The sequence below is a fragment of the Arsenophonus nasoniae DSM 15247 genome (assembly GCF_000429565.1).
Taxonomy (GTDB): Bacteria; Pseudomonadota; Gammaproteobacteria; order Enterobacterales; family Enterobacteriaceae; genus Arsenophonus; species Arsenophonus nasoniae.
In genome coordinates this window covers 1-17,369 of sequence record NZ_AUCC01000011.1, presented here as the reverse complement: position 1 = coordinate 17,369, position 17,369 = coordinate 1, and the positions used below count along the sequence as shown (strand labels likewise).

Annotated in this window: 15 protein-coding genes, 1 rRNA gene and 1 pseudogene; 10 read left to right on the top strand and 7 right to left on the bottom strand. The window is 39.5% G+C overall.

What is annotated here, in order from left to right:
• The first annotated feature begins 95 nt into the window (after positions 1 to 95).
• The 7 genes from fabZ (at position 96) to tilS (ending at position 9,192) form a co-directional block, all read left to right on the top strand.
• Complete coding sequence (gene fabZ / locus G468_RS0104320; RefSeq protein ID WP_026822075.1) at positions 96 to 548, top strand: 3-hydroxyacyl-ACP dehydratase FabZ; 453 nt, start codon at positions 96 to 98, stop codon at positions 546 to 548.
• Positions 549 to 562: 14 nt separating this feature from the next.
• Complete coding sequence (gene lpxA / locus G468_RS0104315; RefSeq protein ID WP_026822074.1) at positions 563 to 1,360, top strand: acyl-ACP--UDP-N-acetylglucosamine O-acyltransferase; 798 nt, start codon at positions 563 to 565, stop codon at positions 1,358 to 1,360.
• Between the two features lie 49 nt (positions 1,361 to 1,409).
• Entirely contained in the window at positions 1,410 to 2,558 is a 1,149-nt protein-coding gene (gene lpxB / locus G468_RS0104310) for a lipid-A-disaccharide synthase (protein ID WP_026822073.1), read from the top strand.
• Complete coding sequence (gene rnhB, locus G468_RS0104305; RefSeq protein WP_026822072.1) at positions 2,555 to 3,157, top strand: ribonuclease HII; 603 nt, start codon at positions 2,555 to 2,557, stop codon at positions 3,155 to 3,157. The genes lpxB and rnhB overlap by 4 nt, the downstream gene beginning before the upstream one ends.
• Positions 3,158 to 3,161: 4 nt before the next feature.
• Positions 3,162 to 6,644, top strand: a complete 3,483-nt coding sequence (dnaE, locus tag G468_RS0104300; RefSeq protein WP_026822071.1) for a DNA polymerase III subunit alpha — start codon at positions 3,162 to 3,164, stop codon at positions 6,642 to 6,644.
• Between the two features lie 11 nt (positions 6,645 to 6,655).
• Positions 6,656 to 7,615, top strand: coding sequence for an acetyl-CoA carboxylase carboxyl transferase subunit alpha (gene accA / locus G468_RS0104295; RefSeq protein ID WP_026822070.1), 960 nt, complete (start codon positions 6,656 to 6,658; stop codon positions 7,613 to 7,615).
• 236 nt (positions 7,616 to 7,851) lie between these two features.
• Positions 7,852 to 9,192: a tRNA lysidine(34) synthetase TilS gene (gene tilS, locus G468_RS0104290; RefSeq protein WP_026822069.1), complete on the top strand. Its 1,341-nt coding sequence runs from the start codon at positions 7,852 to 7,854 to the stop codon at positions 9,190 to 9,192.
• A gap of 38 nt (positions 9,193 to 9,230) precedes the next feature.
• Here tilS and rof read toward each other — a convergent pair whose 3' ends face one another.
• A complete protein-coding gene (rof, locus tag G468_RS0104285) occupies positions 9,231 to 9,497 on the bottom strand; it encodes a Rho-binding antiterminator (RefSeq protein WP_026822068.1) in 267 nt (88 codons plus the stop codon).
• Between the two features lie 271 nt (positions 9,498 to 9,768).
• On the opposite strand from rof, the gene nlpE reads away from it, so the two are divergent.
• Positions 9,769 to 10,431, top strand: a complete 663-nt coding sequence (gene nlpE / locus G468_RS0104280) for an envelope stress response activation lipoprotein NlpE (protein ID WP_026822067.1) — start codon at positions 9,769 to 9,771, stop codon at positions 10,429 to 10,431.
• A 60-nt stretch (positions 10,432 to 10,491) separates the two neighbouring features.
• Here the strand turns inward: nlpE and proS are convergent, their stop codons facing one another.
• From proS to metN, 6 genes and pseudogenes are all read right to left on the bottom strand, one after another.
• A complete protein-coding gene (gene proS / locus G468_RS0104275) occupies positions 10,492 to 12,207 on the bottom strand; it encodes a proline--tRNA ligase (protein WP_026822066.1) in 1,716 nt (571 codons plus the stop codon).
• Positions 12,208 to 12,314: 107 nt separating this feature from the next.
• Positions 12,315 to 13,028: a tRNA (N6-threonylcarbamoyladenosine(37)-N6)-methyltransferase TrmO gene (gene tsaA / locus G468_RS0104270; protein ID WP_026822065.1), complete on the bottom strand. Its 714-nt coding sequence runs from the start codon at positions 13,026 to 13,028 to the stop codon at positions 12,315 to 12,317.
• A pseudogene (gene rcsF, locus G468_RS19660) lies at positions 13,021 to 13,280 on the bottom strand (Rcs stress response system protein RcsF). The gene tsaA and the pseudogene rcsF overlap by 8 nt, the downstream one beginning before the upstream one ends.
• Before the next feature lie 286 nt (positions 13,281 to 13,566).
• Positions 13,567 to 14,388, bottom strand: a complete 822-nt coding sequence (locus G468_RS0104255; protein WP_026822064.1) for a MetQ/NlpA family lipoprotein — start codon at positions 14,386 to 14,388, stop codon at positions 13,567 to 13,569.
• Between the two features lie 51 nt (positions 14,389 to 14,439).
• Entirely contained in the window at positions 14,440 to 15,090 is a 651-nt protein-coding gene (metI, locus tag G468_RS0104250; RefSeq protein ID WP_026822063.1) for a methionine ABC transporter permease MetI, read from the bottom strand.
• A complete protein-coding gene (metN, locus tag G468_RS0104245; RefSeq protein ID WP_026822062.1) occupies positions 15,083 to 16,114 on the bottom strand; it encodes a methionine ABC transporter ATP-binding protein MetN in 1,032 nt (343 codons plus the stop codon). The genes metI and metN overlap by 8 nt, the downstream gene beginning before the upstream one ends.
• Before the next feature lie 166 nt (positions 16,115 to 16,280).
• Here metN and gmhB point away from each other — a divergent pair, with 166 nt between their 5' ends.
• Positions 16,281 to 16,868: a D-glycero-beta-D-manno-heptose 1,7-bisphosphate 7-phosphatase gene (gene gmhB / locus G468_RS0104240; RefSeq protein WP_026822061.1), complete on the top strand. Its 588-nt coding sequence runs from the start codon at positions 16,281 to 16,283 to the stop codon at positions 16,866 to 16,868.
• A gap of 382 nt (positions 16,869 to 17,250) precedes the next feature.
• Positions 17,251 to 17,369, top strand: a 16S ribosomal RNA gene (locus tag G468_RS0104235); the annotation flags it as partial.

The window sequence follows — 17,369 nt, the reverse complement described above, 5'->3', positions numbered from 1 at the left end:
GTTAATTGCGGCCTGTGAGTAACCTTATTTAGGGTTAAAGCAGGCCGCATTATTAATATATGATTTTTTAAATTTAAACAAGAAGAGTCTTTTCTATGAGTGATAAACATACTCTGGATATAGAAGAAATTTTAGGGTTGTTACCCCATCGCTATCCTTTTTTGTTAGTTGATCGTGTGTTGGATTTTGAAGAAAGTAAATTTTTACGTGCAGTAAAAAATGTCTCTTTTAATGAACCTTTCTTTCAAGGTCATTTTCCTGGTAAACCCATATTTCCGGGTGTATTAATTCTTGAAGCCATGGCTCAAGCTGCTGGTATTTTAGCCTTCAAGAGTGTCGGAAAATTGGAGCCTGGTGAACTTTATTATTTCGCTGGCATTGACGAAGCAAGATTTAAACATCCGGTACAACCTGGCGATCAGATGATTTTTGAGGTAACGTTTGTTAAAACGAAGCGTGGTTTGACACGTTTTGAAGGTATAGCAAAAGTGGGTGATAAAGTTGTCTGCGAAGCGACAATGATGTGTGCTCGCAGTCAAGAAGCGTAAAAATGAGGGCTGAAATGATTAATAAAACAGCGATTATTCATCCCTCTTCTATTATTGAAGAGGGCGCGATTATCGGTGCGAATGTCCGTATAGGCCCGTTTTGCTATATTGGTTCTCAGGTTGAAATTGGGGCAGATACCACCCTGAAATCTCATGTGGTTGTCAATGGCAATACCAAAATTGGTTGTAATAACCAGATATTTCAGTTTGTTACTATAGGTGAAATTAATCAGGATTTAAAATACCAAGGAGAGCAAACGCGCGTTGAGATTGGTGATCGCAATCGCATTAGAGAGAGTTGCACTATTCACCGAGGTACCCTGCAAGGCGGAGGTTTAACCAAAATAGGTAATGATAATCTATTGATGGTAAATACCCATATCGCCCATGATTGTTTGCTAGGCAATTATTGTATAATTGCTAATAACGGTACGCTTGGTGGACATGTTAAACTGAATGATTATGCCATTATTGGTGGTATGAGTGCGGTGCATCAATTTTGCCAAATTGGCGCTCATGTTATGGTTGGAGGCTGTTCCGGTGTTGCCCAAGATGTTCCGCCTTATGTCATTGCACAAGGCAATCATGCGACTCCTTATGGTGTGAATATTGAAGGTTTAAAACGTCGTGGTTTTGATAAAGAATCACTACATGCGATTAGGAACGCGTATAAGATCCTTTACCGCTGTGGTAAAACGCTAGACGAGGCCAGACAAGAATTGGTTGAACTAGGCAAAAATAATCAACAGGTAAAAATATTGAGTGATTTTTTAGAAAATTCAGCGCAATCTAACCGCGGGATTATTCGTTAACAAGCAATCTGAATAGGAGAAATTTTTGGCGAATAGTCATCAAGTTGCAATTCAACAACGACCTTTGACTATTGGTCTCGTTGCGGGAGAAACATCAGGCGACATACTTGGTGCCGGTCTTATTCGTGCGTTAAAACAGCAAGTTCCTAATGCGCGTTTTGTCGGTGTTGCCGGCCCATTAATGCAAGCAGAGGGCTGTGAAGCCTGGTATGAGATGGAAGAGCTTGCTGTTATGGGGATAGTTGAAGTTTTGGGGCGACTTCCGCGATTATTAAAAATTCGTGTTGACCTAACTAGACGTTTTGCTAACTTGCAGCCTGATGTATTTGTTGGCATAGATGCGCCTGACTTTAATATTACGCTTGAGAGGAAATTAAAGCAAACAGGGATAAAAACCATTCATTACGTCAGTCCTTCTGTTTGGGCGTGGAGACAGGATCGAGTTTTCAAGATAGGGGAGGCGACAAATCTGGTGCTTGCTTTGTTACCCTTTGAAAAAAGGTTTTATGATCGCTACGACATTCCCTGTCGTTTTATCGGCCATACCATGGCTGATATCATCCCGTTACTGCCTGATAAACAGGCAGCCAGAGCACAACTCAATATCACCAATGATGCTAAATGTTTGGCTATTTTACCAGGTAGCCGCCGTGCTGAAATTGAAATGTTGAGTGCAGATTTTTTGCACGCTGCTCAAATTTTGTTAAAAGACTTTCCTCGATTGCAAATCTTAGTTCCTATCGTTAATCAACAACGTCGGCAGCAATTTGAAGCGATTTATCGTGAGGTTTCACCTACCTTACCACTGAAAATTTTAGATGGCCAAGCGCGCATAGCGATGATCGCAGCTGATGTTACTTTATTAGCTTCGGGGACAGCTTCATTAGAATGTATGTTAGCAAAATGTCCAATAGTAGTTGCATATCGAATGAAGCCAATAACCTATTGGTTAGCTAAGCGCTTGGTTAAAACGCCTTTTATTTCGTTGCCTAATTTATTAGCAGGCGAAGCATTGGTTAAAGAATTTATTCAGCAAGATTGTCAACCTGAACATTTAGCAGCCTCACTAAAGTCTTTGCTAAACGACGAAAAAAAGGTTGAGCAGCTAAAACAGACCTTCTTGCAACTACATCAAAGTATCCGTTGCCATGCGGATCAACAAGCGGCAGAAGCCGTCTTGGAGGTAAGTAAAAAATGAATAATTTTATTTATCCTAAAGCTAAATTTATTGCTGGTGTTGATGAGGTAGGCCGAGGACCTTTAGTTGGGGCAGTGGTGACAGCGGCCGTGATTTTAGATCCCAAACAGCCGATAATAGGATTAGCGGATTCAAAAAAATTAACCGAAAAGCGGCGTAATGCACTCTGTATTGAGATTCTAGACAAGGCATTATGTTGGAGCATTGGGCGTGCAGAGCCCGAAGAGATAGATAAAATCAATATATTACAGGCAACTTTTTTAGCCATGCGCAGAGCAGTGGCAGGACTTACCACTCGGCCTGATATTGTTTTGGTGGACGGCAATAAGAGCCCAGGTTTTCCTGTACCTTCTCAGGCAATTATTAAAGGTGATAGTTTAGTGCAAGAAATTAGCGCCGCGTCAATATTAGCGAAAGTGACCCGTGATAGGGAAATGCGAGAGTTAGATATCCTTTTTCCAGAGTATGGTTTTGCTCAACATAAAGGTTACCCAACAGCATTTCATTTAGAAAAACTGGCTCAGCATGGTGCAACACAGTTTCATCGCAAAAGTTTTGCTCCTGTTCGCCGAGTACTAAATTCTAGAGAGTATAGCTAAGAAAATGGCCGAACCACGTTTTATACACTTGCGCGTCCATAGTGACTATTCCATTATCGATGGATTAGCAAAAATTAACCCACTCGTTAATCGAGTGGCAGAATTAGGCATGCCGGCACTGGCGATAACTGATTTTACCAATCTTTATGGTTTAATAAAATTTTATGGTGCTGCTCATGCAGAGGGTATTAAGCCGATAATTGGTGCAGATTTTTATCTAGAAAGTGAGTTACTCGGTGATGAAGTTGCTCACTTAACCATCCTGGCTAGAGATAATAAAGGTTACCATAATCTGACATTACTTATTTCAGCAGCCTATCAAAAAGGTTATGGCGCGATAGGACCAACAATCAAACGAGAATGGTTGGTAACCCATAAAGAAGGGCTATTATTACTGTCAGGTGGTTGTCTGGGAGATGTGGGTAAATTTCTATTACGCGGAAATCAGCAACTGGTTGAGCAATGTTTGGATTTTTATCAAACTCATTTCCCTAATAACTATTATCTGGAACTTGTTAGGACAGGACGGCCTGATGAAGAAAGTTATTTACATGCAGCAGTCCAATTGGCGGCTGAAAAAGGCGTGCCAGTCGTAGCCACCAACAATGTTCGCTTTATTAATAGTGATGATTTTGCCGCACATGAAATACGGGTGGCGATCCATGATGGTTTTACACTCGCTGATCAGAAAAGACCTAAAAATTATAGTCCTCAGCAATATCTACGCAGTGAACAGGAAATGGTTGAGTTATTTGCTGACATTCCTGAAGCACTTGAAAATAGTGTCGAAATTGCTAAGCGCTGTAATGTGATGATGCGTTTAGGTGAATATTTTCTGCCGCAATTTCCCACTGGGGATATGGCAACGGAAGATTTCCTTATCAAATGTGCTAAAGCTGGTCTGGAAGAACGTTTACAATTCCTTTATCCCAATGAGAAAGAAAGAGCTGAGCGACGGATTGAATATGATGAACGTTTAGATACTGAATTACGCGTGATTAACCAAATGGGTTTCCCGGGTTATTTTCTGATCGTAATGGAGTTTATTCAATGGTCAAAAGATAACGCTATCCCGGTTGGCCCGGGACGAGGTTCAGGTGCTGGCTCATTAGTGGCCTACGCATTAAAAATTACAGATTTGGATCCACTTGAATTTGATCTGCTATTTGAACGTTTTCTTAATCCTGAACGTGTATCCATGCCTGACTTTGATGTCGATTTTTGTATGGAAAAACGCGATCAGGTCATTGAACATGTTGCGCAAATGTATGGTCGTGAAGCTGTCTCACAAATTATTACCTTTGGTACCATGGCAGCAAAAGCGGTTATTCGAGATGTTGGCCGGGTATTGGGGCATCCGTATGGATTTGTTGATCGTATCGCCAAATTAGTTCCATCTGATCCTGGTATGACCCTTGAAAAAGCATTTGTTGTTGAGCCACAGCTGCAAGAAATTTATGATGCTGATGAGGAAGTTAAGGCATTAATAGATATGGCGCGTAAACTGGAAGGTGTGACGCGCAATGCAGGTAAACATGCTGGCGGAGTAGTGATTGCGCCGACCAAAATAACCGATTTTGCACCACTTTATTGTGATCCTGAAGGGCAAAACCCGCTTACTCAATTTGATAAAAATGATGTTGAATACGCCGGTCTAGTAAAATTTGATTTTCTGGGTCTTCGGACTTTGACAATCATTAGTTGGGCGTTAGATATGATTAATCAACGTCGAGCAAAACAAAATTTAGCGCCCATTGATATCGCGACGATCCCACTTACTGACCAAAAATGTTTTGACCTGCTCCAACGGGCAGAGACGACAGCGGTATTTCAACTTGAATCGCGTGGTATGAAAGACCTGATTAAGCGATTACGTCCCGATTGCTTTGAAGATATGATCGCTTTGGTTGCACTTTTTCGTCCCGGCCCACTACAGTCAGGGATGGTGGATAATTTTATTGATCGCAAGCATGGGCGAGAAGCCATCTCTTATCCTGATGTTGAATGGCAGCATGCATCATTACAAACGGTCTTAGAGCCTACCTACGGTATCATTCTTTATCAAGAACAAGTCATGCAGATTGCTCAGGTACTTGCTGGCTATACGCTAGGTGGCGCAGATATGCTCCGGCGGGCAATGGGTAAGAAAAAGCCGGAAGAAATGGCACAACAGCGCTCAATTTTTGAAGCGGGAGCAGTTAAAAATGGTATAGATGGTGAGTTAGGCATGAAAATCTTTGACCTGGTGGAAAAATTTGCCGGTTACGGATTTAATAAATCACATTCTGCTGCTTATGCTTTAGTTTCTTACCAAACCCTTTGGTTAAAAACCCACTATCCGGCTGAATTTATGGCAGCCGTGATGACAGCGGATATGGATAATACCGAGAAAGTGGTTAGTTTAGTTGACGAATGTTGGCGTATGGGGTTGAAAGTACTACCACCCGATATCAACAGTGGATTATACCATTTTCATGTCAATGACAGAGGTGAAATTGTTTATGGTATTGGTGCAATTAAAGGTGTTGGTGAAGGTCCAATAGAAGCCATTATTGAATCTCGACAAAAAGGTGGTTATTTTAAAGAAATTTTTGATCTTTGTGCGCGGGTCGATACTAAAAAACTTAATCGTCGAGTGATGGAAAAATTGATAATGTCCGGTGCTTTTGATCATTTAGGTCCGCATCGTGCCGCATTAATGTCTTCATTAGAAGATGCCTTAAAAGCGGCGGATCAACATGCTAAAGCAGAAGCTATTGGACAAACTGATATGTTTGGCGTATTAGCTGAAGCGCCTGAGCAGGTTGAACAATCTTATGCTAGTGTAGCGAAATGGCCTGAACATTTAATATTAGAAGGTGAACGTGAAACGCTCGGTCTTTATTTAACTGGGCATCCTATTACCGCCTATTTGTCAGAGATTGAACGTTATACTAGTGGATTAAGACTTAAGGATGTGAATCCAACGCCGCGGGGACAAATGTCTACGGTGGTTGGTTTAGCGCTAACAGCTAAAGTGGTAACAACTAAGCGTGGCAACAGAATAGGCATATGTACTTTAGATGATCGTTCTGGGCGCTTGGATATCATGTTATTTTCTGATGCATTAGAAAAGTATCAGCATTTACTAGAGAAAGATAAAATATTAATTGCCACAGGTCAGGTCAGCTTTGATGAATTCAATGGTGGTAATAAAATGTCTGTTCGTGAATTGATGGATCTTAGCGAAGCTCGGGCAAAATATGCCCGGAGTATTGCTATTTCATTGACAGATAGACAAATTGATGACCAATTATTAAACCGTCTTCGTAGCACATTGGAACCTTATCGTTCAGGAACAATACCGGTTAATCTTTATTATCAGAAAAAAGACGCGCGCGCTAAATTAAAATTAGGCGTCACTTGGCGGGTAACACCGACAGATAATCTTCTGATTGAGCTGCGAACTCTGCTAGGTAATCAGCAGGTAGAATTAGAATTTGACTAAATAGGAATATTATGAGCCTTAATTTTCTGGATTTTGAACAGCCGATTGCTGAGTTGGAAGCAAAAATAGACTCGTTAACGGCAGTAAATCGTCAGGATACCAAGCTAGATATTGACCTAGATGAAGAGGTCGCTAGACTTCGCGAAAAGAGTTTAGAGTTAACACGCAAAATTTTTTCTGACTTAGGCGCTTGGCAAATAGCACAACTTGCTCGTCATCCGATGCGACCTTATACCCTGGATTATGCTCAGCGTATATTCACTCATTTCCAGGAGCTAGCGGGTGATCGTGCTTATGCTGATGATAAAGCCATTGTTGGCGGATTGGCTCGGTTGGATGGGCGTCCAGTAATGGTTATTGGCCATCAAAAAGGGCGTGAAACAAAAGAAAAGATTCGGCGTAATTTTGGCATGCCAGCACCGGAAGGATACCGTAAGGCTTTACGATTGATGGAAATCGCAGAGCGTTTTAAATTACCGATTATTACCTTTATCGATACACCGGGAGCCTATCCTGGTGTTGGGGCGGAGGAACGCGGTCAGTCTGAAGCAATTGCGCGTAATTTACGTGAAATGTCACGGCTCTCTGTGCCTATTATCTGTACCGTAATTGGTGAGGGAGGCTCTGGTGGCGCATTAGCTATAGGTGTGGGTGATAAAGTGAATATGTTACAATACAGTACTTATTCTGTTATCTCACCCGAGGGCTGTGCTTCTATTCTTTGGAAAAGCGCCGATAAAGCACCATTAGCCGCTGAAGCGATGGGGATCACCGCTTCGCGTTTAAAATCACTTAATCTGATTGATAACATTGTTGAAGAGCCGCTAGGTGGCGCGCATCGTAATTATGAGCAAATTGCGCATAATCTTAAACAGCGGATTTTAAATGATTTGAGTGATATCGATTCTTTTAGTCCGGAAGAGTTGATAAACAGACGTTATCAACGTTTAATGGAATGTGGTTATTGCTAATATTGCGGTAGCAAATGAATAAAATGGAAATAACTATTAATGGTTATTTCCATTTTTTAATGCGTAAAATGTTTTATCGTTGATTTATTATCAGAAATGATCCTTAAAAAATTTATTTCTCCTTTTATTTTCTGAGTAAATTTTATTTAATACAAAATATTATATGAATACTGTTAGTATGATGAGTGGAAAATAGAGCAGATAATTAATGCCGAAAAGAGGTAATAAGAATAATTATGAATGTTGATGAGGCTGCATTACTGAACCAAATTATAAAAGCTATCGGCTCAACACGCCGAGTGTTGGTAGGCTTCAGTGGTGGACTGGATTCAACGGTTTTATTACATGCCTTAGTGACATTACGTCAAACCGCAGTGCCAAATCTTAACATCCGTGCGGTCTATATTCATCACGGACTTAATGATAAAGCTGATGATTGGGCTATCCATTGCCAACAAGTTTGTTGCGACTTGCAGGTAGCGTTTTATTCACAGCCGGTTTATATCGATCCGACTAAAAAAGGGATAGAAGCAGCGGCGCGTGATGCACGATATCGAGCGTTTCGCGAAATATTATTACCTGAAGAAATTATTGTTACTGCCCAACATTTAGATGATCAAGCAGAAACTTTTTTATTAGCATTAAAACGGGGCAGTGGGCCAGCAGGCTTATCTGCCATGCCAATTTCTATGCCGTTTGCTGATAGCTATTTAATCAGACCTTTATTATCTTTTAGCCGTCAGCAATTGGTTGTTTATGCGCAAAAAAAAGCACTTTCTTGGATAGAGGACGATAGTAACCAAGATCAGCGCTATGATCGTAATTTTTTACGTTTGACGATAATGCCACATTTCAATCGACGTTGGCCGCATTTTTCGCAAGCAGTGGCTAGAAGTGCCAGTTTATGTGCCGAACAAGAAGCCTTACTAAATGAGTTACTACAAGATTATTTATCTCAGCTAGTAACGGCAGAAGGAGCCTTGCAGCTTGATGCTTTAGCAAGTTATTCTGCAATAAAACGTAACGCAATATTACGCCGTTGGTTGAGTTTTCATCGAATTTTGATGCCTTCTCGTGTTCAATTAAAACAGATTTGGCAAGACGTGATCTGTGCGCGGCCAGATGCCGAACCGCAATTTAAGTTAGCTAACAACAATGTTATTCGGCGTTTTAAACAACAACTTTGGTTGCTACCACAATTTAACGATCTGACTAAAATTTGTTTAGCGTGGCAGTTGCCTGCAGCCATTAAATTACCCGATAATTTAGGGACGCTTAGGGTGGTAGATAAAGGCATTAGTGTTCGTGCTCCATTACAAAATGAAAAGGTGACTATTCGATTTGGTTTAAAAGGCAATATTAAAATTATTGGCCGCCAGCACGCGAGGCGGAGTAAAAAACTTTGGCAAGAATTAGGTGTTGCTCCATGGTTAAGAGAAAGAATACCTTTGGTTTATTATAACGATGAACTTATTGCCGCTGTTGGTGTATTTATTACCGAATCTGGGCGATGTATTCAAGGGCAGTCTGCATTGAACGTAAAATGGATAACCGATAAAAAACCCTTACTCTACTAGTAAGGGTTATTCTCGCGCTTGTTTAATCATGGCTTCTTTTATGATCCAGAATGATCAATAACGATGTCTCCAATTTCAGGATGACTAAAACTAACAATATGATCTAATCGCAGTTGCTTTTTTTCATTAGCAGCCTCAACAACCAGATATTCAACCTGTTTTTTTAACAGTAGATCGATTGCTTTGCCTTCAATAATCTCCCCATTATTCAATTTTATAGCTAATTGAAGACTATGTTGGCAAGCGAGTTCTAAATAATCATAGTCATCACAGTTAATTGGTTTGTATTCAGTATCTTTAGACATAATCCCTCACCACTATTGTTAAGTGGCGGTTATTTGCCGCCTTCGGATATTTGTAATTATAAGCATTTACTACTTAAAGCGCATAATAGCACCAGACTTTTTTTTGTAACGAAGAACGAAAACATTAGTATGATTTTGGCTAATATTAATGGTACGCAATGAAATTTAACAAATGGTTTTAAATATTGTTTAACCAGGTAAAATGGTTTGCTGAAAATAAACGATTGTTATTGTAATAGATCTATTTTATTGATGGATTTTGGAGCGAATGATGAATCAAAAAGTATTAAAAATATTGCTCACAATAGGTGCGCTGAGCCTAGCTGGCTGCCAGCATAAATTATCACAATCTCAGAACCAGCCAGTAGATAAAGTTTATACTGGCGTACTTCCTTGCGCAGATTGTTCAGGTATTGAAACAACCGTTCTTTTTAATCCGAATGGTACATATATTGAACAATTGACTTATTTGGGTAAGGAAGAACAAAAAAATACTTTTTTTTCTAGCGGAAATTGGACTAAAAAAGGCACTAAATTATTTTTGATTGATTCTGAAGAACAAAAAACCTATTTTCAACCTAGTACTGATGATAAAACAATAGAATATCTCGATCAGGAAGGAAATAAAATAGAAAGCAATTTAAATTATACATTAGAGCAAGTTAAGCCTGACATAAAGAGCGGAGAATATCGCTATATCGCCGACGCGGCTTTATTTAAAGAGTGTAAAACGGGGCGTACTTATAGTGTGAGTGGTATTGATTTAGAAAACCAATATCGCGCAACGGGTATTGAAGCGGGTAAACCAGTTTATGTTGAAGTTGAGGGCTATTATACTATCCGTCCTTCGATGGAGGATGGATTGTTTGATGCCACATTGATCCAGACTGGAACGATTAAATTTGATAAATTGCGTACTTGTCAGTCTCGCTAATTATCAGTTATATGAAATGCCCAACTAAAAGAGCTGGGCATTTTGCCTTAATGAGGCTGATTAGTTAAGTTTTGTATGCAGAAAATCAACTATCCCAGCAATATTAATATATTCTTTCTCATTATTTCGCCGTTGTTTATATTCAACCTGGTTGTTATCTAAATTACGATCACCGATCACTATTGTATGAGGTATGCCAATAAGCTCCATATCGGCGAACATCACACCAGGCCGCTCTTTACGATCATCTAAAAGAACATCAATTCCTTTGGCTTGCAAATCACGGTAAAGTCTTTCAGCAACCTCTTTTACACGATAGGATTTATGCATATTCATCGGTAAAATAGCAACCTGAAAAGGCGCAATAGCATCAGGCCAAATAATTCCTTTATCATCGTGGCTTTGTTCAATTGCTGCTGCGACAATCCGCGTGACACCAATACCATAACATCCCATCGTTACCGTTTGATTATGGCCATCTTCATTTTGTACACTGGCCTTCATTGCTTCAGAATATTTAGTTCCAAGTTGAAAGATATGACCAACTTCTATCCCACGTTTAATTTGTAGAGTACCTTTACCGTCTGGACTCGGATCGCCTTCGACGACATTACGTAGATCGTAAACTTCGGGTAAAGAGAGATCCCGTTGCCAATTGATACCAAAATAGTGTTTATGATCGATATTAGCGCCTGCACTAAAATCACTCATCATAGCAACGCTGCGGTCGATAATCGCCGGTATTGGCAAGTTAACAGGGCCTAATGAACCTGGGCCAGCTTTCAGGGTGGCACGTATTTCTTCTTCTGTTGCGAATCTCAGTGGACTTGCCACCAAAGGGTGTTTTTCTGCTTTAACCTCATTGAGTTCATGATCACCGCGGACCAATAAAGCAATAAGCTGGTGACCACTCTCTTTTGCGGCACTAACAATTAAAGTTTTAATTGTTTTCTCAATAGGTAAATCATGTTGCTCTACAAGTTCGGCAATGGTTTTGGCGTTAGGCGTATCGACAAGACGCATATCTTCAACTGGTGCAGCGCGTTCATTCGAAAGACAAATGGCTTCGGCCAGTTCAATATTAGCGGCATAATCTGAAGCAGTAGAAAAAACAATATTATCTTCACCACTATCCGCTAATACTTGAAATTCATGCGAGGCATTACCACCAATAGAACCAGTATCTGCTTGGACTGCCCTAAAATTGAAGCCAATACGCGTAAAGATTGCACTATAGGCCGCATACATAGCATCGTAAGTTTGTTGCAGCGAGTCTTGGTCGGTATGAAAAGAATAAGCGTCTTTCATAATAAATTCACGGGAGCGCATCACACCAAAACGTGGCCTTACTTCGTCACGAAATTTTGTTTGGATTTGATAAAGGTTCAACGGAAGCTGCTTATAAGAAGTTACTTCGTTACGAATAAGATCGGTAATTACCTCTTCATGAGTTGGGCCCAACACAAAAGGTCGCTCGCCACGATCAACAAAACGAAGTAATTCTGGCCCATATTGCTCCCAACGCCCACTCTCTTGCCAGAGATCGGCTGGCTGAACTATCGGCATGGAGATCTCAATTGCACCAGCGCGATTCATTTCTTCACGAATAATGTTCTCAACTTTGCGCAACACACGGACACCGGTTGGTAGCCAGTCATATAGCCCTGAAGCAAGTTTACGGATCATACCTGCGCGAAGCATCAGCTTATGACTGATAACTTCAGCGTCGGCGGGAGTCTCTTTTAAAGTAGAGAGAAGATATTGGCTTGTACGCATTATTAGCTTCCATCAACGACGAATTACTTCCAGTTGGCATTAACCAACCATTAAAACAAAATTATTCCCCAGTCTACCAGTGACTTGCTAATGTCAAAAGAGATAACTTAATTTTTTAGCGTATCTAAGGAAAGAACGACCACTATATTCGCTGAAATTCGCCATCTAACGTTAAAATCAAGCAGATGAACAGCGTAGATTTTTTCATCAGCAGCATTTTTTTTATATGCTGGACGTGGGTCTTGGGCTAAGACTTGTCGAATAAAACGCTCAAGGAAAGAGTAGCGGGTTTGTTGCTCAATCAGCTGTTTTTGGGCGGTAGCAGAAAAAATAACTGTCATTTTATTAGCGGGTGCAGCTTGCGCAAATCCAGCAACTGCTTTTGGTAAAGATTCGGCAAAAGGAAGATAGGGTTTTATATCAATAACAGGAGTTCCATCAACTAAATCAATACTCCCTAGAGTCAAGCCTACCTCGCTATCACGGATAATTAGATTTTTCAATTCAATTAATGACATACCTATAGGATTAGGACGAAATGGAGAACGAGTGGCGAAAACGCCCATTTTAGTATTGCCGCCTAAACGGGGAGGCCTTACCAGTGGGCGCCAACTTTGTTGTTTGGTTTGATGAAAAATGAAAATAACCCAAATATGGCTAAATTGTTCCAATCCGCGAACCGCATCAGGATGATTATAAGGTGGTAATAGACGCAAAAAACCCTGTCCGTCATCAATTAAGCCTGGTTGTCTCGGGATGGCAAATTTTTCTTTATAGGGTGATTCTATCAGCCCAATCACGTTAAATTGGAAATTATTCATTGATAATATTCAGTGCAGAACCTTCACAAATAGCAGTTTGATAACAATCAGGTGTACTAATTATTTCACAACGATGCAATAACACGATATTTGCTCCCTGAGAAGAGGCCTTTTTCAACATGTTTTTTTCGCCTTTGGAATACTTACGCTTGGATCTTGTCGATTAGGTTGACATGAAATACCGGAAACAATACCCAGATCCTTAAATGGTTTACCTAGCAGCGCTTCTGTTTTATCAATAACTTTTACCACAGAACCTTTTTGTGGTGATATTTTGTTGATAACATTTTTTTGTTTTTTTTAGCGAGTTATCTTGTTTATTATATTCAGTTGGAGAAAGTAAATTACAGCCTGAAATACAAAGTACAAGACAACAGAGTAATAAGCGCATATAAATTCCTTATTAAAAAAATCAAATTAGCGCTAAAAATCAGTTTTAGCCATCATAATGGAATAATTAATTGAATGAAATTTATAATAAAACAAGCGGATTATATCCGCTTGTTTTATTATAATGTCACTCTTTTTGATAAAGCAATTACCAACCAGGGATAGCCCCCCCGTCAAAAATTTTATTCGCTGCTTCAGCGACTTCGCTAGATTGATAGGCTTTAACAAATTTTTTCACATTTTCATTATCTTTATTATCTATACGACTCACGATGAGATTTACATAAGGTGAATTTTTGTCTTCAACGAACAATCCATCTTTTGCTGGTGTTAATTTAGGTTCGGCGCTACTAGCCCAAGTTGTATTAATAATCGCGAGAACAATCTTGGGATCATCTAGACTACGAGGCAATTGCGGTGCTTCCAGTTCAATAAAGTTCAGCTTTTTAGGATTTTCAGTGATATCCAATACGGTAGGTTGTAAACCGGCACTATTACTTACTTTGATTAGCCCTTGTTTTTGTAACAACAATAGTGAACGTCCTAAGTTAGTAGGATCATTGGGAATTGCGATTTGGGCACCATCAGCTAGTTGTTCAACAGACTTAATCTTTTTAGAATAAGCCGCAATAGGATAAATAAATGTTTTGCCAACAGCGACTAATTTATAATTGCGATCTTTAATTTGTTGCTCTAAATAAGGTTTGTGTTGAAATGCATTAACATCAATATAGCCTTTGTCCAGAGATTCATTTGGCAGTACAAAATCATTAAAGGTAACTAATTCAACATCAAGCTGATATTTTTCTTTGGCGACTTTTTGTGCGACTTCAGCCACTGCTAACTCTTTGCCCATGATGACACCCACTCTGATGTGATTAGGTTTTTCTGTTTTTTCACCACAGCCACTAAAAACTAATATACTGAATAGTGCCGCAACAACGGCACTAGTTTTTATTTTGATAGACATAATTACCTCTTTAAGACCAGACTCAGTTTTAACCCTTTTTAAGTGAGGATTTTATTTACGTGTTTTTTTCATTAGGTGATTGCCAACAAATTGAATAGCAAAAACTAAAATAATTAGTAAAGCAAGAACCGTATTCATAACAGTTGGGTTATAGGTATAATAGCCGTATTGCATCGCAATTTGACCTAACCCGCCAGAACCAACCGCACCGCCCATCGCAGAGTAACCGACTAACATAATTAAGGTAATGGTCGCTGCATTGACTAAACCGGGCAAAGACTCAGGTAACAAGATTTTACTAATGATTTGTAGTGGCGTTGCGCCCATTGAACGAGCGGCTTCAATTAAACCATTGGGGATCTCTAACAGCGTATTTTCAACCATACGGGCAATGAAAGGTGCAGCCCCAATAGTCAGTGGAACGATCGCGGCCTGAATACCGATAGATGTGCCGACGATGAATTTAGTTAATGGAATAATCCAAACCAGTAAAATAATAAATGGGATGGAACGAAACACATTAACTAATGCAGACACTGTTCGGTAAAGTGTCAGATTTTCCATAACTTGTCCGGGGCGAGTCACATAAAGTAATATCCCAATGGGAAGTCCTAATAAAAACCCCAAAAATCCTGACACAAAAGTCATAATTAGTGTATCTAGCGTACCATTTAGTAGCAGGATAATCATTTTTTCAGACATAACCTAAGACCTCTACTTTTACATGGTGCTCTTCTAAAAAGGTAATTGATTTTTCAATATCTTCGTCAAGACCATGGAGTTCAGCCAGCATAAAACCAAATTTAACACCACCGGCGTAGTCAATTTGTGAACTTAATATATTAATGTCAATATTAAATTTCCTAGCCACCATTGAAATCAATGGTGCATCGACTGACTTACCGGTAAATTCCAATTTCAATAATGGCGATAAATCGGGTGCCGGCGCCATCTGTAAACGCTTTTGATAATCTTCAGGAATATCTAATACAAGTGTTGATTTAATAAAATTTTGCGCAATCGGGGTCTTTGGATGAGAAAATACTTCACTAACGCTATCTTGTTCTATTAAGCGCCCTTCACTAATAATCGCGACTTGATCGCATATACGTTTTACAACGTCCATCTCGTGAGTAATAAGTAAAATGGTTAAACCTAAACGTCGATTAATATCTTTCAATAGCTCAAGAATAGAACGGGTTGTTGCCGGATCTAATGCACTTGTCGCTTCATCACATAATAATACTTTAGGTGAATTGGCTAAAGCACGTGCTATAGCAACGCGTTGTTTCTGTCCTCCAGATAGACTGGCTGGATAGGCATCTTTTTTATTTGCTAAACCGACTAGTGTTAATAACTCTGTTACGCGTTGATGGATTTTGGCCTTTGGTGTGTTATCTAGCTCCAGAGGCAAGGCAATATTATCGAAAACATTTCGTGAAGAAAGTAGATTGAAATGCTGGAAGATCATTCCGATAGTACGGCGTGTGAAGATTAACTCTTTTTCAGAAAGATCGGTCAATGTCTGCCCATCAATGAATACTTCTCCTGATGTTGGGCGTTCAAGCATATTAACACAACGAATTAGCGTACTTTTTCCGGCACCGGAAGCACCGATAACCCCGTAAATTTGGCCTTGAGGAACATGCAAATTAATATTGGTTAATGCGTGAATTGCATGTGTTCCTTGGTGAAAAATTTTATTAATGTTAGAAAGTCTTATCATTGTGATCTACTAAATAATGGAAATAGTGGTGAGAACATTCGATCCTATTTAACATGGATGTTAAGGTGTCTAGACGTCTAAGTCAACAAAAATGTAAATATTGATCCTGTTCTTATTTAACCGCTTTTCATATAATGAACAAAGTTAAATTTAATGGAGTAATACGGTGAGTCAAAGTATTCCGGCGATTTTCCTTGATCGTGATGGTACCATTAACCACGATCATGGTTATGTGTATGAAATAGATAATTTTCAGTTTATCGAAGGTGCCATTGAGGCAATGCTTGAATTAAAAAAAATGGGTTATGCTTTGATACTTGTTACCAATCAATCAGGCATTGCAAGAGGGTTGTTCACAGAAGCGCAATTTCTTGCCTTGACGGAATGGATGGATTGGTCTCTTATTGATCGTGGTGTTGAGCTGGATGGTATTTATTATTGTCCTCATCATCCGGCAGCAATTGAACAAAAATATAGACAAATATGCAATTGCCGTAAGCCGAAGGCCGGTATGTTATTGTCCGCGCAAAAACAACTTAATATTGATATGAAAGCTTCTTATATGGTTGGTGATAAGCTTTCTGATATGCAAGCAGGTAAAGAGGCGCATATTGGGACTAATGTATTGGTTACTTCAGCAAAGGTTGTCACTGAAGATGATAAAAAATGCGCTGATTGGATTATAAATAGCCTGGCAGATTTACCCAATAAGATAAAAAATTGTCAAAAAAATGAACTTATTGTTCATAAATAAAGCAAAATTATTTTTTTTAAAAAAGTACTTGTGCAAAGATAAAATAAATCTATAATGCCCTTCCTGTTATCGCGACTTATTCATCAACAAGTGAATAAAAGTAAAGTATAACGCGAATTTAAGGTGAAAAGCGTAATATACGCCACCTCGCGACTACGGTCGCACGCTCTTTAACAATTAATCAGACAATCTGTGTGGGCACTCGCAAGACATCATCAAAAACTATTTGAAGATTAAGTCTTAAAGAGTGACAAACAGTTAATTCATATATGAACTAATAAGCAGTAACGTTATTTTGGCCAACAGCGAAGGCGATAAAAGGCCGACAAAGTGGCAAAAAAAGCGTTACGGCCAGTAAAACATTCTTTGAGCATCAAACTTTTAATTGAAGAGTTTGATCATGGCTCAGATTGAACGCTGGCGGCAGGCCTAACACATGCAAGTCGAGCGGCAGCGGGAGAAAGCTTGCTTTCTTGCCGGCGAGCGGCGGACGGGTGAGTA